Genomic DNA, 17023 nt, shown 5'->3' with positions numbered 1-17023 from the left:
TGCACATTTTTGCGCGACATGCGTCAGAGCTGAGAGTCAGCGAGCCATCATTTCATCGAAGGCTCTTTGGGCAGCCTCGCCATTCTTGACCCACCATTCTGAATTGGAAAACACCGAAGTGCCAGCATTTTCAGGCGCGGTCGCAAGGGTCTTCAGACGGTCCTCGGGAATAAGGCCACCCTCATATGCCGCAGGATTGACTGGGCCGTAGGCAATGAAATCGGTCAGCTTGGCAACCCGCGCGGGCTGCGTCATCGCTGCGATGAGCTTCATCGCGGCTTCCTTGTTCGGCGCTCCCTTCGGCACCCCAAGACAGTCCGTGCCGATGACCGAACCCTTGAACGTGTAGTCAGCCGCGCCGCCATCTGCTTTCACGGTTTGGGCGCGTCCGTTCCAGGTAATGACCAAATCCGCCTCACCGTCTTTCAGCAACTGCGCGGACTGGGCGCCCGAGGTCCACCACACGGCGACATCTGGTTTGATCGCTTCAAGCCGCTTGATGGCGCGCTCTAGCCCTTCCGGGGTGCTGAGCACGGAATAGACGTCCGCCGGTGCCACGCCATCGGAGAGCAGCGCGATCTCGATCGAGTCTTGCGCATTGGCGCGCAACGCGCGACGGCCAGAAAATTTGGCAACATCCCAGAATTCCGCCCACGTCTTCGGCGGGTTCTCGCCATAGGTCTTGGTGTTCCACGACATGACGGTGCCATAGGAGTCAAACGGATAGCAGTAGTCGGACTTTGCACCCTCCGGCACGGATTTCGGATCGATGATCTTGTAGTCGAGTGGCTCCAGCAGCGATTGTGCGGCCGCCTGGGCACCTTCCGGTGAGCCCAGGTGAATGACGTCGGTCGTGACCGCACCCGAGGTGACCTGCATCTTCAAGGCGGCCAGGCCGTCGCTTAGGGTCTCCTCGCGGACGTCATAGCCAAGCTCTTTTGCAGCCGGGCCCCACATGGCCTCCTTCATGGCGTTACCATAATCGCCACCTGCGGTCGTGATGGTGACCGTCTGCGCATGAACGGGCAGGGCAGCCGAGATTGCGAATGCTGTTAAGGAAATGCGTAGCCAGGACATAGGTTCTCCTCCCCAACTTTATCAAACATCGCTCAAAAGAGCCATTATTTTGTAATCGTAACGTTACGATTGCATCTCAATGCACTGGAGTCAAGCTGCTTCCTACGGGAGTTTCGATTGACCGGGATGTCGAATTCGGTAACGTTATGGCGGTCAGCAAATCAGCCGGCGCTTTCGCAAATGAAGTCGGGCGAACAATGGCCAATCTAAAGCAGATCGCCGCGGAACTTTCCCTCTCGGTGACCACGGTTTCCCGCGCTCTGAAAGATGGACCGGAAGTGCAGCCCTCGACCATAGCCCGCGTCAAGGAGGCGGCTAAGCGGGTCGGCTATTTACCAAATCATCATGGTCGCGCGCTCAAAACCGGTCGAACGCAGACGCTGACGGCAGTACTCCCGATGGAAACACGAGACCATCTGTCCGATCTGTTGAAGCTTCCTTTAATCGAAGGCATGACGCTGGCGGCGCGGCAAGCCGGTTATAGTCTGTCCATCTATTCCACCACTCCCGACGACGATCCCGTTGAGAGTGTGCAGCGGCAGCTTCAGGCGCACAGCGCAGACGGCCTGGTCATCACGCGCCTGGTGTCGGCTGATCCGCGCGTCAAGCTGCTGCTGGATAGACGCATGCCGTTCGTCGCGTTTGGAAGAACCGACCTGGATATCGCGTATCCTTACGTCGATGTCGACAATGAACAGATTGCCTATGAGGCGACCCGGCGGCTCATGGATAAGGGCTGTCGACGTATTGCGCTGCAACTTCTCGTTCCGGAGGACCAGGCGAGTGCCACGCGTCTTTCCGGGTATGGAAGGGCAATGGCCGAGGCTGGCATTCCGATCGACCCATCGTTGATCGGTCATGGCATGTTCACCATGGAATCGAGCGCAGGCTGGTTCGATCGCTTGCTGGCGTCATCAGATCCGCCAACGGGCTTGGCGTGCGCCAACGAACTGGGCCTTCTGGGAGCGTTGCACGCTCTCGGCAAGTGGGGTCTCACACCAGGCCGCGACGTCCACATCGTCACCCGTGACAGCACGCGGCTGGCACGCTTCCTGCCGGCAAAGATCGGAGTTCATTCCGTGGATATGGCGGGTGTTGGACGCAAACTTATCGAAGTCCTGGAGAGCCGGATCATCAATCCGCTCGGGCCGGTGGAGACAGTCTTGGTGCAAGGCAGATTCGAGCCGGCCGAATAATCCGGGCTGCCCTCAGGAGGCCGCCTCGTCTTGAACCGGCCGGATCAGCGCCTTTGCGGCAGCTGCTCCCGCCGCCAGGATACGATCCGATAATTCCGTTCCTTCCACGGCGCGCGCGAGTTGAAGCGCGCCGATGAGCGTTGCAAACATGCCCAACGCAGCGCCCTCGGGATCGTTCGTCTGCGGCAGAGCTTCAGCTATCTGGCGCACCAGGGATTGAGCGCGCTTGGCATAGAGGGCTCGCGTTTCAGGCGGCTGCCGCGCGATTTCCGGCAACAACGCGGCCGAAGCGCAACCCTTTCCAGGATTGTCCCGGTGCTCGGCCGATAGATACGTCTCTATGGCCATTTCCGGACCGCCGGCGGCCAATGCTTCCTGCACTTCATGCGACTGCGCGTCCAAGGCCGCCGCCACGCTTTCACGGACGAGCTCCGCCTTCGACTGGAAGTGCGGATAGAAGGCGCCGTTCGTCAGCCCGGCGTCGCTCATAATGGTTGCCAGCCCGGACGCCGCGATGCCGTCAGATCGAAAACGTTCGGCGGCGACCTCCATGATCCGGCTGCGTGACGCGTCTTTTCGGCCCTTTTCGTAGCGCATGGTCTTTCTTTCCTGTCCTGCTATTGCATTATGCTCATAATCTGATATTACGATCATAAGTCAATTCGTGGAAATAAGCTAGACCTCTCGAACCTGGAACATCAAAATGAATGGGAATTCTGAAAAGACCGCAATCGTGACCGGGGCCTCCTCGGGCATCGGCCGCGCCAGCGCCGAGGCCTTGGCGCGGGCGGGTTTCACTGTCTTCGGGACAAGTCGCCGCAAGACCAGTAATGGTCCGGGCGGAGTGACCATGCTGGCATGCGACGTGACCGATGATGCGGCCGTCAATGCGCTCGTTGCCAACGTGCTCGCGCAGACCGGCCGGATCGACCTCCTGGTCAACAATGCCGGTGTCGGTCTGCTAGGAGGCGCCGAGGAATCCTCGGTCGCACAGGTACAAGCCCTGTTCGACGTCAATCTGTTCGGCGTCATGCGAATGACCAATGCGGTGTTGCCGTCGATGCGGCGGCGCGGCGAAGGGCGCATCATCAATATCGGCTCCATTCTGGGACTGGTACCCGCGCCATACTCAGCTCATTACTCGGCGGTCAAGCACGCGCTCGAAGGCTATTCGGAATCGCTCGACCACGAGGTGCGCGCCTTCAACGTCCGCGTTTCCGTCATCGAGCCGGCATTCGTCCGCACCGTCTTCGACCAGAACGGCATCGAGCCGGATTCGCTGTTGAAGGAATACGATCGGGCTCGAGCCGGGCTCAAGGCGCTGCTGGGCGATGTGATGCCCAAAGCCGATCGGCCGGAAGTGGTGGCGGATGTGGTTGTCAAGGCAGCGACCGATGCCCGCCCGCGACGGCGCTGTACCGCTGGCAACGCAGCGCGCCAGGTCAGCCTGCTGCGCCGCTTTGCCCCCGCGGGGATTTTCGACAAGAGCCTGCGCAAGCAGTTCCGACTGCCGGTCTGAACAACGGCGAGCCAGAGGATTTCACGCACATGCGACTAGCAACTACGACACATTTGGCCAGGCCCTACGAAACGGAGGCGCCAAGCATGACACATAGATCCAATCGGTTGCCGCGTTCACCGGCGTTGTTCCAGGACGTGCCAACGCTCTCGATCGACGTCGGCGGCACAGCCTTTGCTTACAGGGAACTCGGGCCCAGGGCGGGCGTGCCGGTGATCCTGCTCAACCATCTGGCTGCTCAGCTGGACAATTTTGATCCGCGCATCGTCGATGGCCTCGCTGCGACCCGGCGGGTGATTGCCTTCGACAATCGCGGCATCGGTGCTTCGGGTGGCAAAACTCCGTCGACCATTTCCGGCATGGCGCGGGATGCGGTCGCCTTTGTCCGGGCGCTGGGGTTCGAAGAAGTCGATCTCTTCGGCTTTTCACTTGGCGGCTTCGTGGCGCAAGAGATTGTGCTGACCGAGCCCAAGCTTGTGCGCAAACTCATCCTGGCTGGCACGGGGCCGGCCGGTGGGCAAGGCATCGACAAGGTGACGCCGCTGACGATCGTGGACATGATCAAGGGCGCGCTGACTTTTCGGGATCCGAAGTACTATCTCTTCTTCACAAGAACGCCGAATGGGCGCCGCGCCGCAAACGCATTTCTGCAACGGCTGAAGGAGCGCCGGAATAACCGGGACAAGGCGATATCGCTGAGCGCGTTTGGCGCGCAACTCAAGGCGATCAAGGCCTACGGACTCCAGGCGCCACAAGACCTGAGCACCATCCGCATTCCCACTTTGGTTGCGAATGGCGACCAGGACAGGATGGTGCCGAGCAGCAATACCTACGATCTCGCCGGGCGTATCCCGGGGGCGCATCTGGTCATCTATCCGGATGCCGGGCATGGCGGGGTATTTCAGAACCACGCCGCTTTTGTCCCGAAGGCGCTGTCCTTCCTCGAGGCTGAGGCCTTGCCGCAGGGCGGCCATGCAGCTGAAAACGTTCGGCTTGTTTCGTCCCGAACAGCAACAGACATTCTTGGAAAGTAACTGCCATGAAGGCATTCGTTGTCGATAAGTATAATAAAAAGGGCGCCCTGCGGCTGGCCGAAATGCCGGAGCCGGAGCTCCAGGACAGCGATGTCTTGGTCGAGGTCCATGCCGCAGGGGTGAACCTGCTCGATTCCAAGGTCAAAACCGGAGAATTCAAGCTCATCCTGCCCTACCGCCGGCCCTTCATCCTGGGCCACGACGTGGCTGGGAAGGTTATCCGCGTAGGATCGCAAGTCAGCAAGTTCAAGGCCGGCGACGAGGTCTATGCGCGGCCGCGCGACGGCCGGATTGGGACATTCGCCGAATTCATTGCCGTGAATGAGGCCGACGTAGCGTTGAAGCCCGAGAATCTCAGTATGGAAGAGGCGGCGTCGATTCCCCTGGTCGGTCTCACCGCCTGGCAGACGCTCATCGAACGGGCAAACCTGAAGAAGGGACAGAAGGTCTTCATTCAGGCTGGTTCCGGCGGCGTCGGGACATTTGCTATTCAGTTGGCCAAGCACCTCGGCGCGACCGTTGCGACAACCGCGAGCGCGGCAAGTGCCGATCTGGTCAAAAGTCTCGGCGCCGATGTCGTCGTCGACTACAGGAAAGACGACTTCGAGAAAGTTCTGTCGGGCTACGATGTCGTCTTGAACAGCCAGGACGCCAAGACACTGGAAAAATCCCTGAGGGTGCTGAAACCGGGTGGCAAGCTCATCTCCATCTCCGGTCCACCGGATGCCGAATTTGCCAGGGAAAAGGGACTGAACTTGATGCTGAGGCTGGTGCTGCGCTTCCTGAGTCGCGGAATTCGGGCCAAAGCCAAGCGCCGCGGCGTGCAGTTTTCGTTCCTGTTCATGTGGGCGCAGGGCGATCAGCTGAGCAAAATCACCGCTCTCATCGAAGCCGGCGCGATCCGCCCGGTTGTGGATCGGGTCTTTCCATTCGAAGCGACCAATGACGCCCTGGCCTATGTCGAAACAGGACGCGCCAAGGGCAAGGTCGTCATCAAGGTCAGATAGCGGGTGCCTCGAACGCAGCCTTGAGCCTCTCGAACGGCGCCAGGGCGCCGCGCACCTGCACGACGGCGGCGGCGACGCGATGAGCGCGCAGCACGGCTTTTGCCGGGGCATGGCCGGCAAGGCGGGCGGCGAGGTAGGCGCCGTTGAAGGAGTCGCCGGCGCCGGTGGTGTCGACCGGGGTGGCGACGTGTACCGCCGGCACCGATTGCGAGGTTCCGTTTTGCGCGATCAGCGCCGGTTCCTCGCCGTTCTTGACGACGACTTCGCCGACCAGCTTTCGCAGCCGTTCAGCTGTTTTCTGCGGTGTTGTATCACCAAACAGCATCTGCTCGTCGGGAAAGGTCGGTAGCGCGATGTCGGCGACGGCGAGCGCCTCGAGGATCGCGGCCTGCGCTTCCTCGCTTTGGCGCCACAGCCTCGGCCGGTAATTGGGGTCGAAGGCAATCAGCGAGCCGGCCGCGCGCGCCTTGGCCACGGCCGTCAGCAGTACCTTGCGTGGAGCCTCGTCGAGGATTGCCAAAGTTATACCGGAAAAATAGACAAGCGCTTGGTTTTCAAGGCTTTTCTGCAATGCGACTGGGTCCGAAGCCAACTGCCTTGCGGCCGCATCGGCCCGCCAATAGGTGAAAGAACGTTCGGCGCCGGTCAGCGTGATCGCATAGAGGCCGGGGCGCGCGCCCGCTATCACCGGGCTGGCGCCGATGCCGATGCCGTTCTCGGCCAGGAACTTGATCTGGTCGCGTGAGAACGGGTCGTCGCCGAAGGCCGACACATAGGTCGCCGGCCGCTCGCCGCTCAAGGCATGCAGCGCCCATAACGTGTTGAACGTGTCGCCGGCAAAGCCCATGCGCCAGTTCGGCCCGGCCTGGCCCGAAAGCTCGAGCATGCACTCGCCGATCGAGGCGATGCCGTTTCCTGCCATGAAGCACTCCTCCATCCTGCAATTGCGGTGCTGTAGCTTTTTGCAGCCGGCAGCGCCATGCTTGGCGACGGCGGATTCTTGCACTGGGCTCGATTTCCCACAGGGGCGTGGGACGCGATCTGCCCAGCGAAACGTTATCCGCAGAACAGGAATGGGTTTGGCATCGTTATGGCGTTATCTTCTTGGAGGCCTCGGCCTGGCTGCCTTGCTCGCCGGCGTGCTGGCAATCGTCTATCTGACGGCGCCGCATGCACCCCAACCAAGTTCGGACGTCGGCCGTTCCAAGACGACGGCGAACAAGCTGTTCGTGGCGACTTTCGAGCCCGAGAAAGGCGTCATCCGGCAGGGCGAACTGGAATCCTGGCTGCTCACGCTCAAAACCGTCGAGGGTGCGCCGGTGGAAGGTGCTGCGATAACGATTTCCGGCGGCATGCCGCAGCACAAGCACGGTCTGCCGACCAGCCCGCAGGCGACCGATTACCTCGGCGCGGGGCGCTATCGCATCGACGGCGTCAAATTCACGATGAGCGGGTGGTGGCAATTGCATTTTGCCATTTCCGCTGCGGCCGGTTCGGACACTGTCGTCTTCAATGTGGTGCTGTGAGCCACTGATGAGCCGGTTTCCCAGTCTTCTCGCGTTGGTGGTGGTGGCCCTGCTTGCCGGCTGCGGCAGACCGGAGTTTTCCGATGCCGAAAAGCAGACCATCGCCTCGCTGGCACTATCCAAGCTGCCGCCGCTGAAGCCCGACACCACCAATCGCTTCGCCGATGTGCCGGCCGCCGCGGCACTCGGCTCGACGCTGTTCTTCGACACCGGGATGAGCGGCGACGGCACGGTATCGTGCTCGACCTGCCACAAGATCGACCGCCAATTCCAGGACGACTTGCCGCAAGCGGTCGCCGTCGGCCGCACCAACCGTCGTACCATGCCGTTGGCCGGCGTCGCGCATGATCCCTGGTTCTTCTGGGACGGGCGGCGCGACAGCCTGTGGGCGCAAGCGCTGACACCGCTCGAAAATCCGCTGGAGCAGGCCGGCAACCGCGCCGCCTTCGCGCATTACATCAAGGCCCGCTTCGGCGAGCGCTACGAGCGCATCTTCGGGCCGCTGCCGGACCTTTCGGGCGTGCCGGCCAATGCCGGCCCGCTCGGCACCGATGCCGAGAAGGCGGCCTGGAACGCCATGCCCGCCAGTCAAGCCGAGGAGGTCAACCGCGTCTTTGCCAACATCGGCAAGGCGATCGCCGCCTTCGAGCGCTCGATCGCGCCGCCGCAGACACGCTTCGACCGCTTCGCCATCGACCTGGCTGCGGGCGCCGAGCCGAAAGGCGACGCCGCCTTTTCGCCGGAGGAAATCCTCGGCCTGAAGCTGTTCATCGGCAAGGCCAATTGCGTGACCTGCCATAACGGCCCGCGTTTTACCGACGGCAGCTTCCACAACACCGGCGTGCCGCCGGTCGCGGGCCTGCCGCCGGATCGCGGCCGCGTCGACGCGGTGGCGCAGGTCGAGGCCGATCCGTTCAACTGTTTCGGCGCCTTTCGCGACGGCGATGCCAGCGCCTGCCGCGAGTTGCGCTTCATGGTCAAGACCGGGCCGGAACTCGTCCGCGCCTACAAGACGCCGTCGCTGCGGGGTGCCGCCACCCGGCCGCCCTACATGCACGCCGGGCAGTTTTCCTCCCTCGACGAGGTGGTGGCGCATTATTCGAAGGCACCGGCAAGCGTCGAGGGCACATCCGAGATCCACCCGCTGCAGCTTTCGGACCGCGAACGCGCGGCGCTGGTGGCGTTTTTGAAGACACTGGCGGAGTGAGGGTGGCGGGACAACAACAGCGCTCTCCTACCGATCCTTCACCGTCTCCATCGCGACAAACGTCGAGGTCTGGGCAACGTGCGGCAGGGCGGAGATGCGCTCGCCGAGTACGCGGCGGTAGGCGGCGATGTCGGTGGTGCGGACCTTCAGCAGGTAGTCGAAGCTCGATGCCATCATGTGGCACTGCTCGATCTCCGGCACCGCCTGCACGGCGCGGTTGAAGGCGTCGAGCGCGGCCGAGCGGGTGTCGGACAGTTTCACCTGGACGAAGGCGACATGGCCTTCGCCCATGCGCTCACGGTCGATGATCGCCTGGTAGCCCCTGATGAAGCCGTCCTTCTCCAGCCGTTTGACTCGTGCCTGCACCGGCGTCTTCGACAGGCCGACTTTCGCCGCCAGTTCCGACATGGAAAGCCGGCCATTGCTGCCCAGAGCCGACAGGATGTTCCTGTCGATGCGGTCCAATTGGTCTTCCGTCACTGAATTCCTGGTCGAATTGGAGGTGATCAGTCCTAATGATAGATCGATCGATCTGTTCTGTCGACTTCTTTGGACCGACTGCAATCCCTACTTATGTTAGCTTGCGCCGTTCGGTCCGGTGACCGTCGGCCCGCTCCCTTATGCTCGCTCTACAGGACCGCCATGCCAGCGCTCGATACCATCCGCCAGCAGATCCGTGCCAATTATTTGCCCGACGAAGACCAGGCGGTGAAGCGGCTGGCCGAGGCGGCCGGGCTGTCCGCGCAAGACCGCAAGGCGATTTCGGCGCGTGCCGCCGATCTGGTGCGCGCGGTGCGCGGCTCGTCCGATCCGCGGCTGATGGAGGTGTTCCTGTCCGCCTATGGCCTGTCGACCAAGGAGGGCGTGGCGCTGATGTGCCTGGCCGAGGCGCTGCTGCGCGTGCCAGACACCGAGACGATGGACGACCTTATCGCCGACAAGATCGCGCCGCACGACTGGTCGGCGCATGCGGGCGGCTCGAGCTCGATCTTCATCAATGCGTCGACCTGGGCGCTGATGCTGACCGGCCGCGTGCTCGACGAGGGCGAGGGCGGCATCGAAGGCACGCTGCGCGCCATGGTGCGCCGGCTTGGCGAGCCGGTCATCCGCAAGGCCGTCGCCGCCGCCATGCGCGAAATGGGCGAGCAGTTCGTGCTCGGCCGTACCATTGCCGAGGCGGTCAGGCGCGGCCGACCGATGATGCAGAAGGGCTATCTCTATTCTTTCGACATGCTGGGCGAGGCGGCCCGCACCGAGGCCGACGCGCTGCGCTACCTCAAGGCATATGCCGATGCCATCTCTTCGCTCGATGCCGGCGCCAACGGCCCCGACATCCGCCAGAACCACGGCATCTCGGTAAAACTGTCTGCGCTGCATCCGCGCTATGAAGTGACGCAGAAGGAAAAGATGCTGCCCGTCATGGCCGAGCGGCTGTTGTCGCTGGCGCTGGCGGCGCGCCATTCGCGCATGGGCCTCAACATCGACGCCGAGGAAGCCGACCGCCTCGATTTGTCGCTCGACGTCATCGAGCGGGTGCTGGCCGAACCGGAGCTTACCGGCTGGAACGGTTTTGGCGTCGTCGTGCAGGCCTATGGCCCGCGCGCGGCCTTCGTCATCGACTGGCTCTACGAGCTGGCGAGGAAATACGACCGCAGCATCATGGTGCGGCTGGTCAAGGGTGCCTATTGGGACACCGAGATCAAGCGGGCGCAGACGCTCGGGCTCGACGGCTATCCGGTTTTTACCCGCAAGGCCAACACCGACGTCTCCTACCTGGCCTGCGCCAAGAAGCTGTTGGCGATGACCGACCGCATCTATCCGCAATTCGCCACCCACAACGCCCACACCGTCGCCGCGATTCTGTCGATGACGACGGAGCGCGATACGTTCGAGTTCCAGCGGCTGCATGGCATGGGCGAGGCGCTGCATGAGACGGTGCGGCGGGCCGAAGGCACGCGCTGCCGCATCTATGCGCCGGTCGGTGCTCATTCCGACCTGCTCGCCTATCTGGTCCGCCGGCTGCTCGAAAACGGCGCCAATTCCTCCTTTGTCCACCAGCTCACCGACGAGGAAGTCGAGCCCGAGGACATTGCCCGCGACCCGCTCGAAACGGTGGAGAAACAAGGTCCCGCCGCCAATCCAGCGATCGTGCCGCCGTCGGCAATCTTCGGTCCAGGCCGGCGCAATTCCAAGGGCTTCGATATCACCGACACGCTGACGCTGGCTGCGATCGACAAGGCGAGGGCCGAGTTCGCCGGGCCGGAGCGCTGGCACGCCAAGCCGGTCAGCCGCGCGGCCGGCTACGGCAAGCAGCGTCCGGTCGTCAATCCAGCAAAACCTTCGGAAGTGGTCGGCACGGTCAGCGAGGCCGGCGCCAAGCAGGTCGAGACCGCCGTGCGCATCGCCGTCGAGGCACAACCGGCATGGGCAAGACGGCCGGTCGCCGAGCGCGCTGCCATCCTCAACCGGGCGGCCGATCTCTACGAAGCAAACGCCGTCGAGTTCTTTGCACTCTCCGCCCGCGAGGCCGGCAAATCGCTCGCCGACGGCGTCGCCGAAGTGCGCGAGGCGGTCGATTTCCTGCGCTACTATGCGGCTGAGGCCGCCAATGCCGAGGCGGGCACCGAGGCGCGCGGCGCCATCGCCTGCATCTCGCCGTGGAATTTTCCGCTCGCCATCTTCACCGGGCAGATCGCGGCGGCACTCGTCACCGGTAATTCGGTGATCGCCAAGCCGGCCGAACAGACGCCGCTGATCGCCTTCCGCGCTGTCCAGTTGCTGCGCGAGGCCGGCGTGCCGGAGGATGTCATCCAGCTTCTGCCCGGCGACGGCCCCTCGGTCGGCGGCCCGCTGACCGCTGACCCGCGCATTGCCGGCGTCTGCTTCACCGGCTCGACCGAGGTCGCCAAGCTGATCGAAAAGCAGCTCGCCGACACCGCCGCGCCCGACGCCATGCTGATCGCCGAGACCGGCGGCCTGAACGCCATGATTGTCGATTCCACTGCGCTGCCCGAACAGGCGGTGCGCGACATCCTGGCCTCCGCCTTCCAGAGTGCCGGCCAGCGCTGCTCGGCATTGCGCATTCTCTACGTGCAGAAGGACGTCGAGAAGAAGATGCTTGAGATGCTGAAAGGCGCGATGGAAGCGCTCAGCCTCGGCGACCCGTGGCGGATATCGACCGATGTCGGTCCGGTCATCGATGACGAGGCGCAAGCGTCGATCCGTGACTATTGCACCAAAATGGGCCTGCAGGGCCGGCTGATCGCCAAGCTCGAAGCGCCGAAGGACGGCCGCTTCGTTGCGCCGCACGTCTTTCGGGTCAAGGGCATCGAGGAGTTGGAGCGCGAGGTGTTCGGGCCGGTGCTGCATGTCGCCACCTTCGATGCCGACGAGATTGATGCGGTGATCGCGGCGATCAACCGCAAGGGCTATGGCCTGACCTTCGGCCTGCACACCCGCATCGAAGGCCGCGCCCAGCATTTCGTCGATGGCATCCATGCCGGCAACATCTACGTCAACCGCAACCAGATCGGCGCCGTCGTCGGCGCGCAGCCGTTCGGCGGCGAGAGCCTTTCCGGCACCGGGCCGAAGGCCGGCGGCCCACATTATCTTCGACGCTTCCGCAAGGGACCGGAGGCCGGCACCCATCTTGCCGAAGGCCGCAAGGTGACTGCGACCGAGCTCGCCGGCAATCTGCCGGACCCGGCGCTTGGCGGCTGGTCGACGCGTCCGGATCGTGTCGCCATCCTGAGGAAACATCTGCGCGGCAAGGGTGCCGCCGCCATCGGCACCGCCGCCGCCATCGATTTCGGCCAGGTCGACCTGCCCGGGCCGACCGGCGAGGCCAACACGCTGTCGCTGTCGCCGCGCGGGCGCGTGCTGTGCCTCGGTCCCGACGCGGATACGCTGCTTGCGCAGACGATCCAGGCGCTGGCCGCCGGCAATGCCGTGCTCGCCGTCGCACCCGGCGCGCCGGCAGCGCTGTCGGCGCTGACCGGCAAGGGCCTGCCGCTGGCGGCCATCGACGGCCGGCCGGACCCGGTCGAAGCGCGCTCGCTGCGGGTCGATGTCGTGGCCTTTTCCGGCACGCCCGAGGCCGCGCGCATCGTGCGCAAGGTCATCGCCGAGCGCGCCGGCCCGATCGTGCCGCTGATCAGCGAAGTCTATTATCCGGCCGCCTACGCCCACGAGCGCGCCGTCTGCGTCGACACCACGGCGGCGGGCGGCAATGCCAGCCTGCTGGCCGCTGCGTAGGTTTCGCCAGGGTTCGCGCATCGCGGGGCAGGGGTGGCGCCGACTTTGGTATCCGCATGAGGACGATCGTTACCTGATACCGAGCGGCACTTCGAACTGCCAGGCCGAGCGACCGGCTCCTTCCGGAATAGGAGGAAACGGAGAAGCCCGGCGGACTGCGTCGAGTGCGGCTTTGTCCAGCGCGGCAACACCCGAACTGCCCGTCAGCCTAGCCGACCGGACGCTGCCGTTCGAGCCGACGGTAAAGGCAACGGTTGCTGTGCCGGTGGCGCGTGTGCGTGTCGAATTGAAGGCCCGCACCAGTTTTGATCTGATCTTGCCGGGATAGTTCGTGACGGCTGCATTGCCGATGCCTGATTTGCCGCCTCTGCTGGCGGTCAGGATCTTGCCGTCCTTCCTGCCGTCGGCCATGCCGCGCGCGACATCCGTTTCGTCACGGCCGCCGGAGCCGGTCTTTTTCTTCTTGGAATCGGCTTTCGCAAGTGCCTTGCTCGCCTTCCTGCGCAGGGCCGGCTTTTCAGGCTCGTTTGGTTCGGCCTTCCTGACCGGCTTGTTCTTTGCGGTTGCCTTCTTCGGCTGCTTGGGCTCCGGCCTGTCCGGCTTCGGTTCTTCCGCCGCGCCGACTGTCTCGGTCGTCTGAACCGTTTCGGCCGGCGCCGGGTCGGCTGGTGCCGGCGCACTCGTCTCGGCAGGTTCGGCCGTTTCGACCGCGCTGACTGGCGGCACGGCATTGTCGTCGGCAGGCACCAGCCTGTCGGTTGCAAGAACGTCGGGCGATGGGTCCTGGCGCGCCGGCTGCGCAGGTGCTGGTTCGGTGCGATCGGCAGGCGCAGCAGTTTCCGTGGCGGCCTCGTTGACCGGCTCAACCACTTCTTTGTCCGATGTCTCCGCCGCATCGGTGACCGGCTGGAGCGTCTCCTCTGCCGCGGCCGCCTGCGCCTCGACCGTTTCGACCGGCTTGGCGTCGAGCATGGTCACCATCGTCACGTTGGCCACTTCCGGATCGTCTCCGACATCGCCGGCCGCCTGCTGCGGGTCGGCGCCGAGCAGCATTTCGCCTTGCTGGTCGGCACCTTCGATGCTTGGCCGGTCGTCCGGCAGCGTGAGGAAGGCCAGCGCCACCGCCACGTGGAATGCGCAAGAGCAGGCGATCGCCACCGTCCAGTTGCGGCGCCGCCGCGTCTGTCGTGCCTGCCGCAATGGCTCCATAGGTACCGCAGTCAAGTCGCCGTCGGCATCGGCGATGTAACTGTCTTCCGGCCTGTCGCGCGGCGAAACACGCAGCGCCCCGCGCGGGATGGTGAAATCCGGATCGTCCGGTTCCGGCGGCAGGAAACCGGCCAATGGCCACGCGACGGGGTTTCGTGCGAATGCGGGTTCCGGTCCCAAAATTCAGACCCCGAAGGCGATGCCGGTCCTGGTCTGCGTCTTCAGCCCGCGCATGCAGGCATTCGGCTCGGCGCCGGCGCATTCCGTGGCGCTGTTGATCAACACGCGGCTGACCTTGCCGCAATCCGTGCCGGCAAGGTCGAAACGCGTCACCTTGGTCTTGCCTGCCGGCAGCTCCTTGAAATCGAGCACGGTCAGCCGGTCGACGACGCCGGCCTCGTTGAACAGCGCGATCTCGAACGCCGCCTTGGAAAGACCGGCGCCGAGATTGTTGGTGACCACGAAGGTCAGGCGGCAGCCCTTGTCGGAGGGCTGCGCGCCGTTGAGCTCGAGGATCAGCGCCGGTGCTTGCTGTTGTGTCCACGCTGGAGCCGCCGCAAGCAATATTGCCAGCACCGCGGCGAACAGACGAAGGGATGCCGTCATGCCTTTCATTGTCTCAGCCTCCAAACCTCATGGTCGCCGCCAGCTTCAGGGTGACGCCTGGCTCGTAGACAACACTGGTGGTCGATGCGTTCAGCGGGTTGGCGTATTTGACGTCGAACAGATTGTCGGCGCGGAAATCGACCTTGAAATTGTCGGTCGCCTGGTAGCTGGCGAAGGCATTGACCAGCGTGTAGTCCCTGGCCACCGGGTTGCCCTGCGGCTTGCCGTTGTATTGCACCTCGCCGCCGATGGTCAGCCTGTCCTCGAGGAAGCGAAAGCCGAGTTGCCCGGTGATCTGTGAGGAGGGGACGGTGACAAGGTCCGCCCGTTCGCCTTCATAGGAAATCGTGTGGCCGTCGGTGAACGACGCCGAAAGCCCGGCAAAGCCCCAGGCGGCATCATAGACGCCCTCCATCTCGAAGCCGTGAATCTTGGCCTTGGCGAAATTCTGATACTGGAAGCAGATCGGTATGCCCGGACCGAACGGGCAGCCGCTGGTCGGGTCGAACGCCGATAGCGTTACGCCATCGATGTAATCGTCAACATTGTTGTTGAAATAGGCCGCCTTCAGCCGCAGCGCGTCGTCGGCCTGGATGACGCCGTTGGTGCTGTAATTGACGCCGAATTCCACGGTCTTGCCGGTTTCGGGCTTGAGATTGGGATTGGGGAGGAACGGGAAGCTGACGCCGGCCGGATGATTGCCGCTGATCAGGGTCTCCGACAGCGACGGAGAACGATAGCCTTCAGCGTAGGTGCCGTAGAATTGCAGCCCGGAAAGGCTGGCGCTCTCGAAGGGCGAAATGCCCACTGTGATGCGTGGCGACAGCCGGTCGCCAGAGGTTTCGCCGACATCGCTGTCAAGCTTGTAGCTGTCGTAGCGCAGCCCGGCGATGATCTCGAGCCAGTCCCAGGTGAGCTTGTCCTGAACGTAAGCGCCGGAGACGTTCCTGTTGCCCGAGGGCGTATAGAAGCTGTCGCCGCCCGCCGTGCCGCCTGTCTCGACATCGTCGCCAACCCAGTCGCCGCCATAGGTCAGCTCATGCGCGATTCCAACGGTCTCGAATCTCGACGTGTTCCAAATGTCGATGCCGGAGGTGCCGATGTCGAACGTCGATTTCGAACCCGCCGGCAAAACCACGGGCAGACCGGTGACCGGATCAAACCGGTTTTGCGCCACAAGGGTCGTCAGATCGAGCTTGGTCTTGTTGTAGGATGCGTTGATGTGGAGGTCGAGCCAGCTCTTGTCTTCGTCGGTGATGTTGTAGCGGGCCGTGAACGTATTCGCCTTCAGGTCGGCGTCGTTCACCGGCGCGCTGCCGCTGGTCTCGGTCCATCCGTCGTTCGAGCCGATCCAGCCCAGCTTCAGCTCGCTGTTTTCGCTGGGGCGGATGGTCGTCTTGAGGAGGCCGCTAAAGACGTCGAAGCCAGTGCCCGCCACAGTGTCGCCGCCGCCATGCTTGTAGTCGTCATAGTCGCGGTAGACGATATTGCCGAGCACGTCCCAGTTCTCGTTGATCCGATAGGCGCCGGTGGCGCTGGTGGTCCAGCCTTCGCCGTTGGTTTCGTAGCGCCCGGTCGCGGATGCCGCCCAGGTCTCGTCGGGCTTGAGGAAATCCTGCGCATCCTTGGTGTCGAAAAATACGACGCCGCCGATCGCCCCGGAGCCATAGGTGTTGGCGACCGGACCGCGGATCACATCGACGGATTTGATCAATTCGGGATCGATGTAGAAGGTCGATTGCGTGCCATGATCCGAGCGCTGGAAATTCTGGCGGGCGCCGTCGACGATGACGGAGACGCGGCCGAAGTCCTGCAGGCCGCGGATGTTGATGCTGGAACTGACACGCCTTGTGTCGGCCTGGACGGCGACACCCGGCACACCGAACAGCATTTCGTTGGGCGTCGTCGCCATGCGGCGCTCGAGCTGTTCCTCGTCGACATGGCTGGCTGAAGCAAGCGACTCGATCGCCGTCTCGCCGGTACGGCTGAGGATCAGGATCTTGTCGAGCAGTGTGGCACCCGCCGGGGCCGGCTTTACCTTTTCGGGCTGTTGAGACGGGTCAGTCTGCTGCTGGTCGGCTGCCGGTTGGGCGGCCTGCTGGGCGCCGGCCGGTGTGGCAAGCAGCGGGATCGCCGCCGCGCCGGCCAGCAACGCGGCCATTTTGCTTGTCATAGAACAATGTGTCAGGCCGCTGCCCGCCAGCCGTCCCCAATTCGCCAACCCCATGCTGCAGCTCCAAGAATCCATGTTCGATGCTGGCTGGCTTGGGGCTCGCTGGCATTTTTCATCGTGTCCGGCGTCTTAAATGTTGACTCATTTACTCCGGTATTGCACTGCTAGATAACATGATCATTCGAGTCAAGAATTGAATCGGCATTTCACGCAGG

The 17023-nt window shown here is 63.5% G+C and carries 14 protein-coding genes; 7 read left to right on the top strand and 7 right to left on the bottom strand.

Annotated features, from left to right (window positions below; all coding sequences use genetic code 11):
• Positions 1-36 precede the first annotated feature (36 nt).
• On the bottom strand, positions 37-1077 hold the full coding sequence (locus tag NKI39_RS05770; protein ID WP_023676450.1) for an ABC transporter substrate-binding protein: 1041 nt from the start codon (positions 1075-1077) through the stop codon (positions 37-39).
• A gap of 146 nt (positions 1078-1223) precedes the next feature.
• Here NKI39_RS05770 and NKI39_RS05765 point away from each other — a divergent pair, with 146 nt between their 5' ends.
• Positions 1224-2273 (top strand): LacI family DNA-binding transcriptional regulator, encoded by a 1050-nt coding sequence (locus NKI39_RS05765; protein WP_352831014.1) that lies wholly within the window; start codon positions 1224-1226, stop codon positions 2271-2273.
• A 12-nt stretch (positions 2274-2285) separates the two neighbouring features.
• Here NKI39_RS05765 and NKI39_RS05760 read toward each other — a convergent pair whose 3' ends face one another.
• Positions 2286-2870 (bottom strand): TetR/AcrR family transcriptional regulator, encoded by a 585-nt coding sequence (locus tag NKI39_RS05760; protein ID WP_352685094.1) that lies wholly within the window; start codon positions 2868-2870, stop codon positions 2286-2288.
• Positions 2871-2976: 106 nt separating this feature from the next.
• On the opposite strand from NKI39_RS05760, the gene NKI39_RS05755 reads away from it, so the two are divergent.
• From NKI39_RS05755 to NKI39_RS05745, 3 genes are all read left to right on the top strand, one after another.
• Positions 2977-3792 (top strand): oxidoreductase, encoded by an 816-nt coding sequence (locus NKI39_RS05755; protein WP_352831012.1) that lies wholly within the window; start codon positions 2977-2979, stop codon positions 3790-3792.
• A gap of 86 nt (positions 3793-3878) precedes the next feature.
• Positions 3879-4826, top strand: coding sequence for an alpha/beta fold hydrolase (locus NKI39_RS05750; RefSeq protein ID WP_352831010.1), 948 nt, complete (start codon positions 3879-3881; stop codon positions 4824-4826).
• Between the two features lie 5 nt (positions 4827-4831).
• Positions 4832-5833 carry an NADP-dependent oxidoreductase gene (locus NKI39_RS05745; RefSeq protein WP_352685087.1) on the top strand — a complete coding sequence of 334 codons (1002 nt, stop codon included), beginning with the start codon at positions 4832-4834 and terminating at the stop codon, positions 5831-5833.
• Here NKI39_RS05745 and NKI39_RS05740 read toward each other — a convergent pair.
• On the bottom strand, positions 5826-6755 hold the full coding sequence (locus tag NKI39_RS05740; RefSeq protein WP_352831008.1) for a sugar kinase: 930 nt from the start codon (positions 6753-6755) through the stop codon (positions 5826-5828). The genes NKI39_RS05745 and NKI39_RS05740 overlap by 8 nt on opposite strands.
• 157 nt (positions 6756-6912) lie before the next feature.
• Between NKI39_RS05740 and NKI39_RS05735 the strand changes: the two genes are divergently transcribed.
• Positions 6913-7359 (top strand): FixH family protein, encoded by a 447-nt coding sequence (locus tag NKI39_RS05735; RefSeq protein ID WP_352470464.1) that lies wholly within the window; start codon positions 6913-6915, stop codon positions 7357-7359.
• 7 nt (positions 7360-7366) lie between these two features.
• On the top strand, positions 7367-8566 hold the full coding sequence (locus NKI39_RS05730) for a cytochrome-c peroxidase (RefSeq protein WP_352816925.1): 1200 nt from the start codon (positions 7367-7369) through the stop codon (positions 8564-8566).
• 27 nt (positions 8567-8593) lie between these two features.
• Here NKI39_RS05730 and NKI39_RS05725 read toward each other — a convergent pair whose 3' ends face one another.
• Positions 8594-9046 (bottom strand): Lrp/AsnC family transcriptional regulator, encoded by a 453-nt coding sequence (locus NKI39_RS05725; RefSeq protein ID WP_023676441.1) that lies wholly within the window; start codon positions 9044-9046, stop codon positions 8594-8596.
• Positions 9047-9208: 162 nt separating this feature from the next.
• On the opposite strand from NKI39_RS05725, the gene putA reads away from it, so the two are divergent.
• Entirely contained in the window at positions 9209-12820 is a 3612-nt protein-coding gene (putA, locus tag NKI39_RS05720) for a bifunctional proline dehydrogenase/L-glutamate gamma-semialdehyde dehydrogenase PutA (protein ID WP_352831006.1), read from the top strand.
• A 69-nt stretch (positions 12821-12889) separates the two neighbouring features.
• Here putA and tolA read toward each other — a convergent pair whose 3' ends face one another.
• Genes tolA through NKI39_RS05705 form a run of 3 tightly spaced genes read right to left on the bottom strand, consistent with a single transcriptional unit; the run spans position 12890 to position 16862 of the window.
• Positions 12890-14164 (bottom strand): cell envelope integrity protein TolA, encoded by a 1275-nt coding sequence (tolA, locus tag NKI39_RS05715; protein ID WP_352831004.1) that lies wholly within the window; start codon positions 14162-14164, stop codon positions 12890-12892.
• Positions 14165-14212: 48 nt separating this feature from the next.
• Positions 14213-14644 (bottom strand): hypothetical protein, encoded by a 432-nt coding sequence (locus NKI39_RS05710; RefSeq protein ID WP_352831002.1) that lies wholly within the window; start codon positions 14642-14644, stop codon positions 14213-14215.
• Positions 14645-14648: 4 nt separating this feature from the next.
• Positions 14649-16862 carry a TonB-dependent hemoglobin/transferrin/lactoferrin family receptor gene (locus tag NKI39_RS05705; RefSeq protein ID WP_502898547.1) on the bottom strand — a complete coding sequence of 738 codons (2214 nt, stop codon included), beginning with the start codon at positions 16860-16862 and terminating at the stop codon, positions 14649-14651.
• Between the last annotated feature and the right edge of the window lie 161 nt (positions 16863-17023).

This window comes from Mesorhizobium sp. M0664 (assembly GCF_040320565.1).
In the GTDB taxonomy this organism is placed as follows: Bacteria; Pseudomonadota; Alphaproteobacteria; order Rhizobiales; family Rhizobiaceae; genus Mesorhizobium.
Note: the sequence above shows the minus strand (reverse complement) of the source record. Positions and strands in the feature narration are given on the sequence as shown.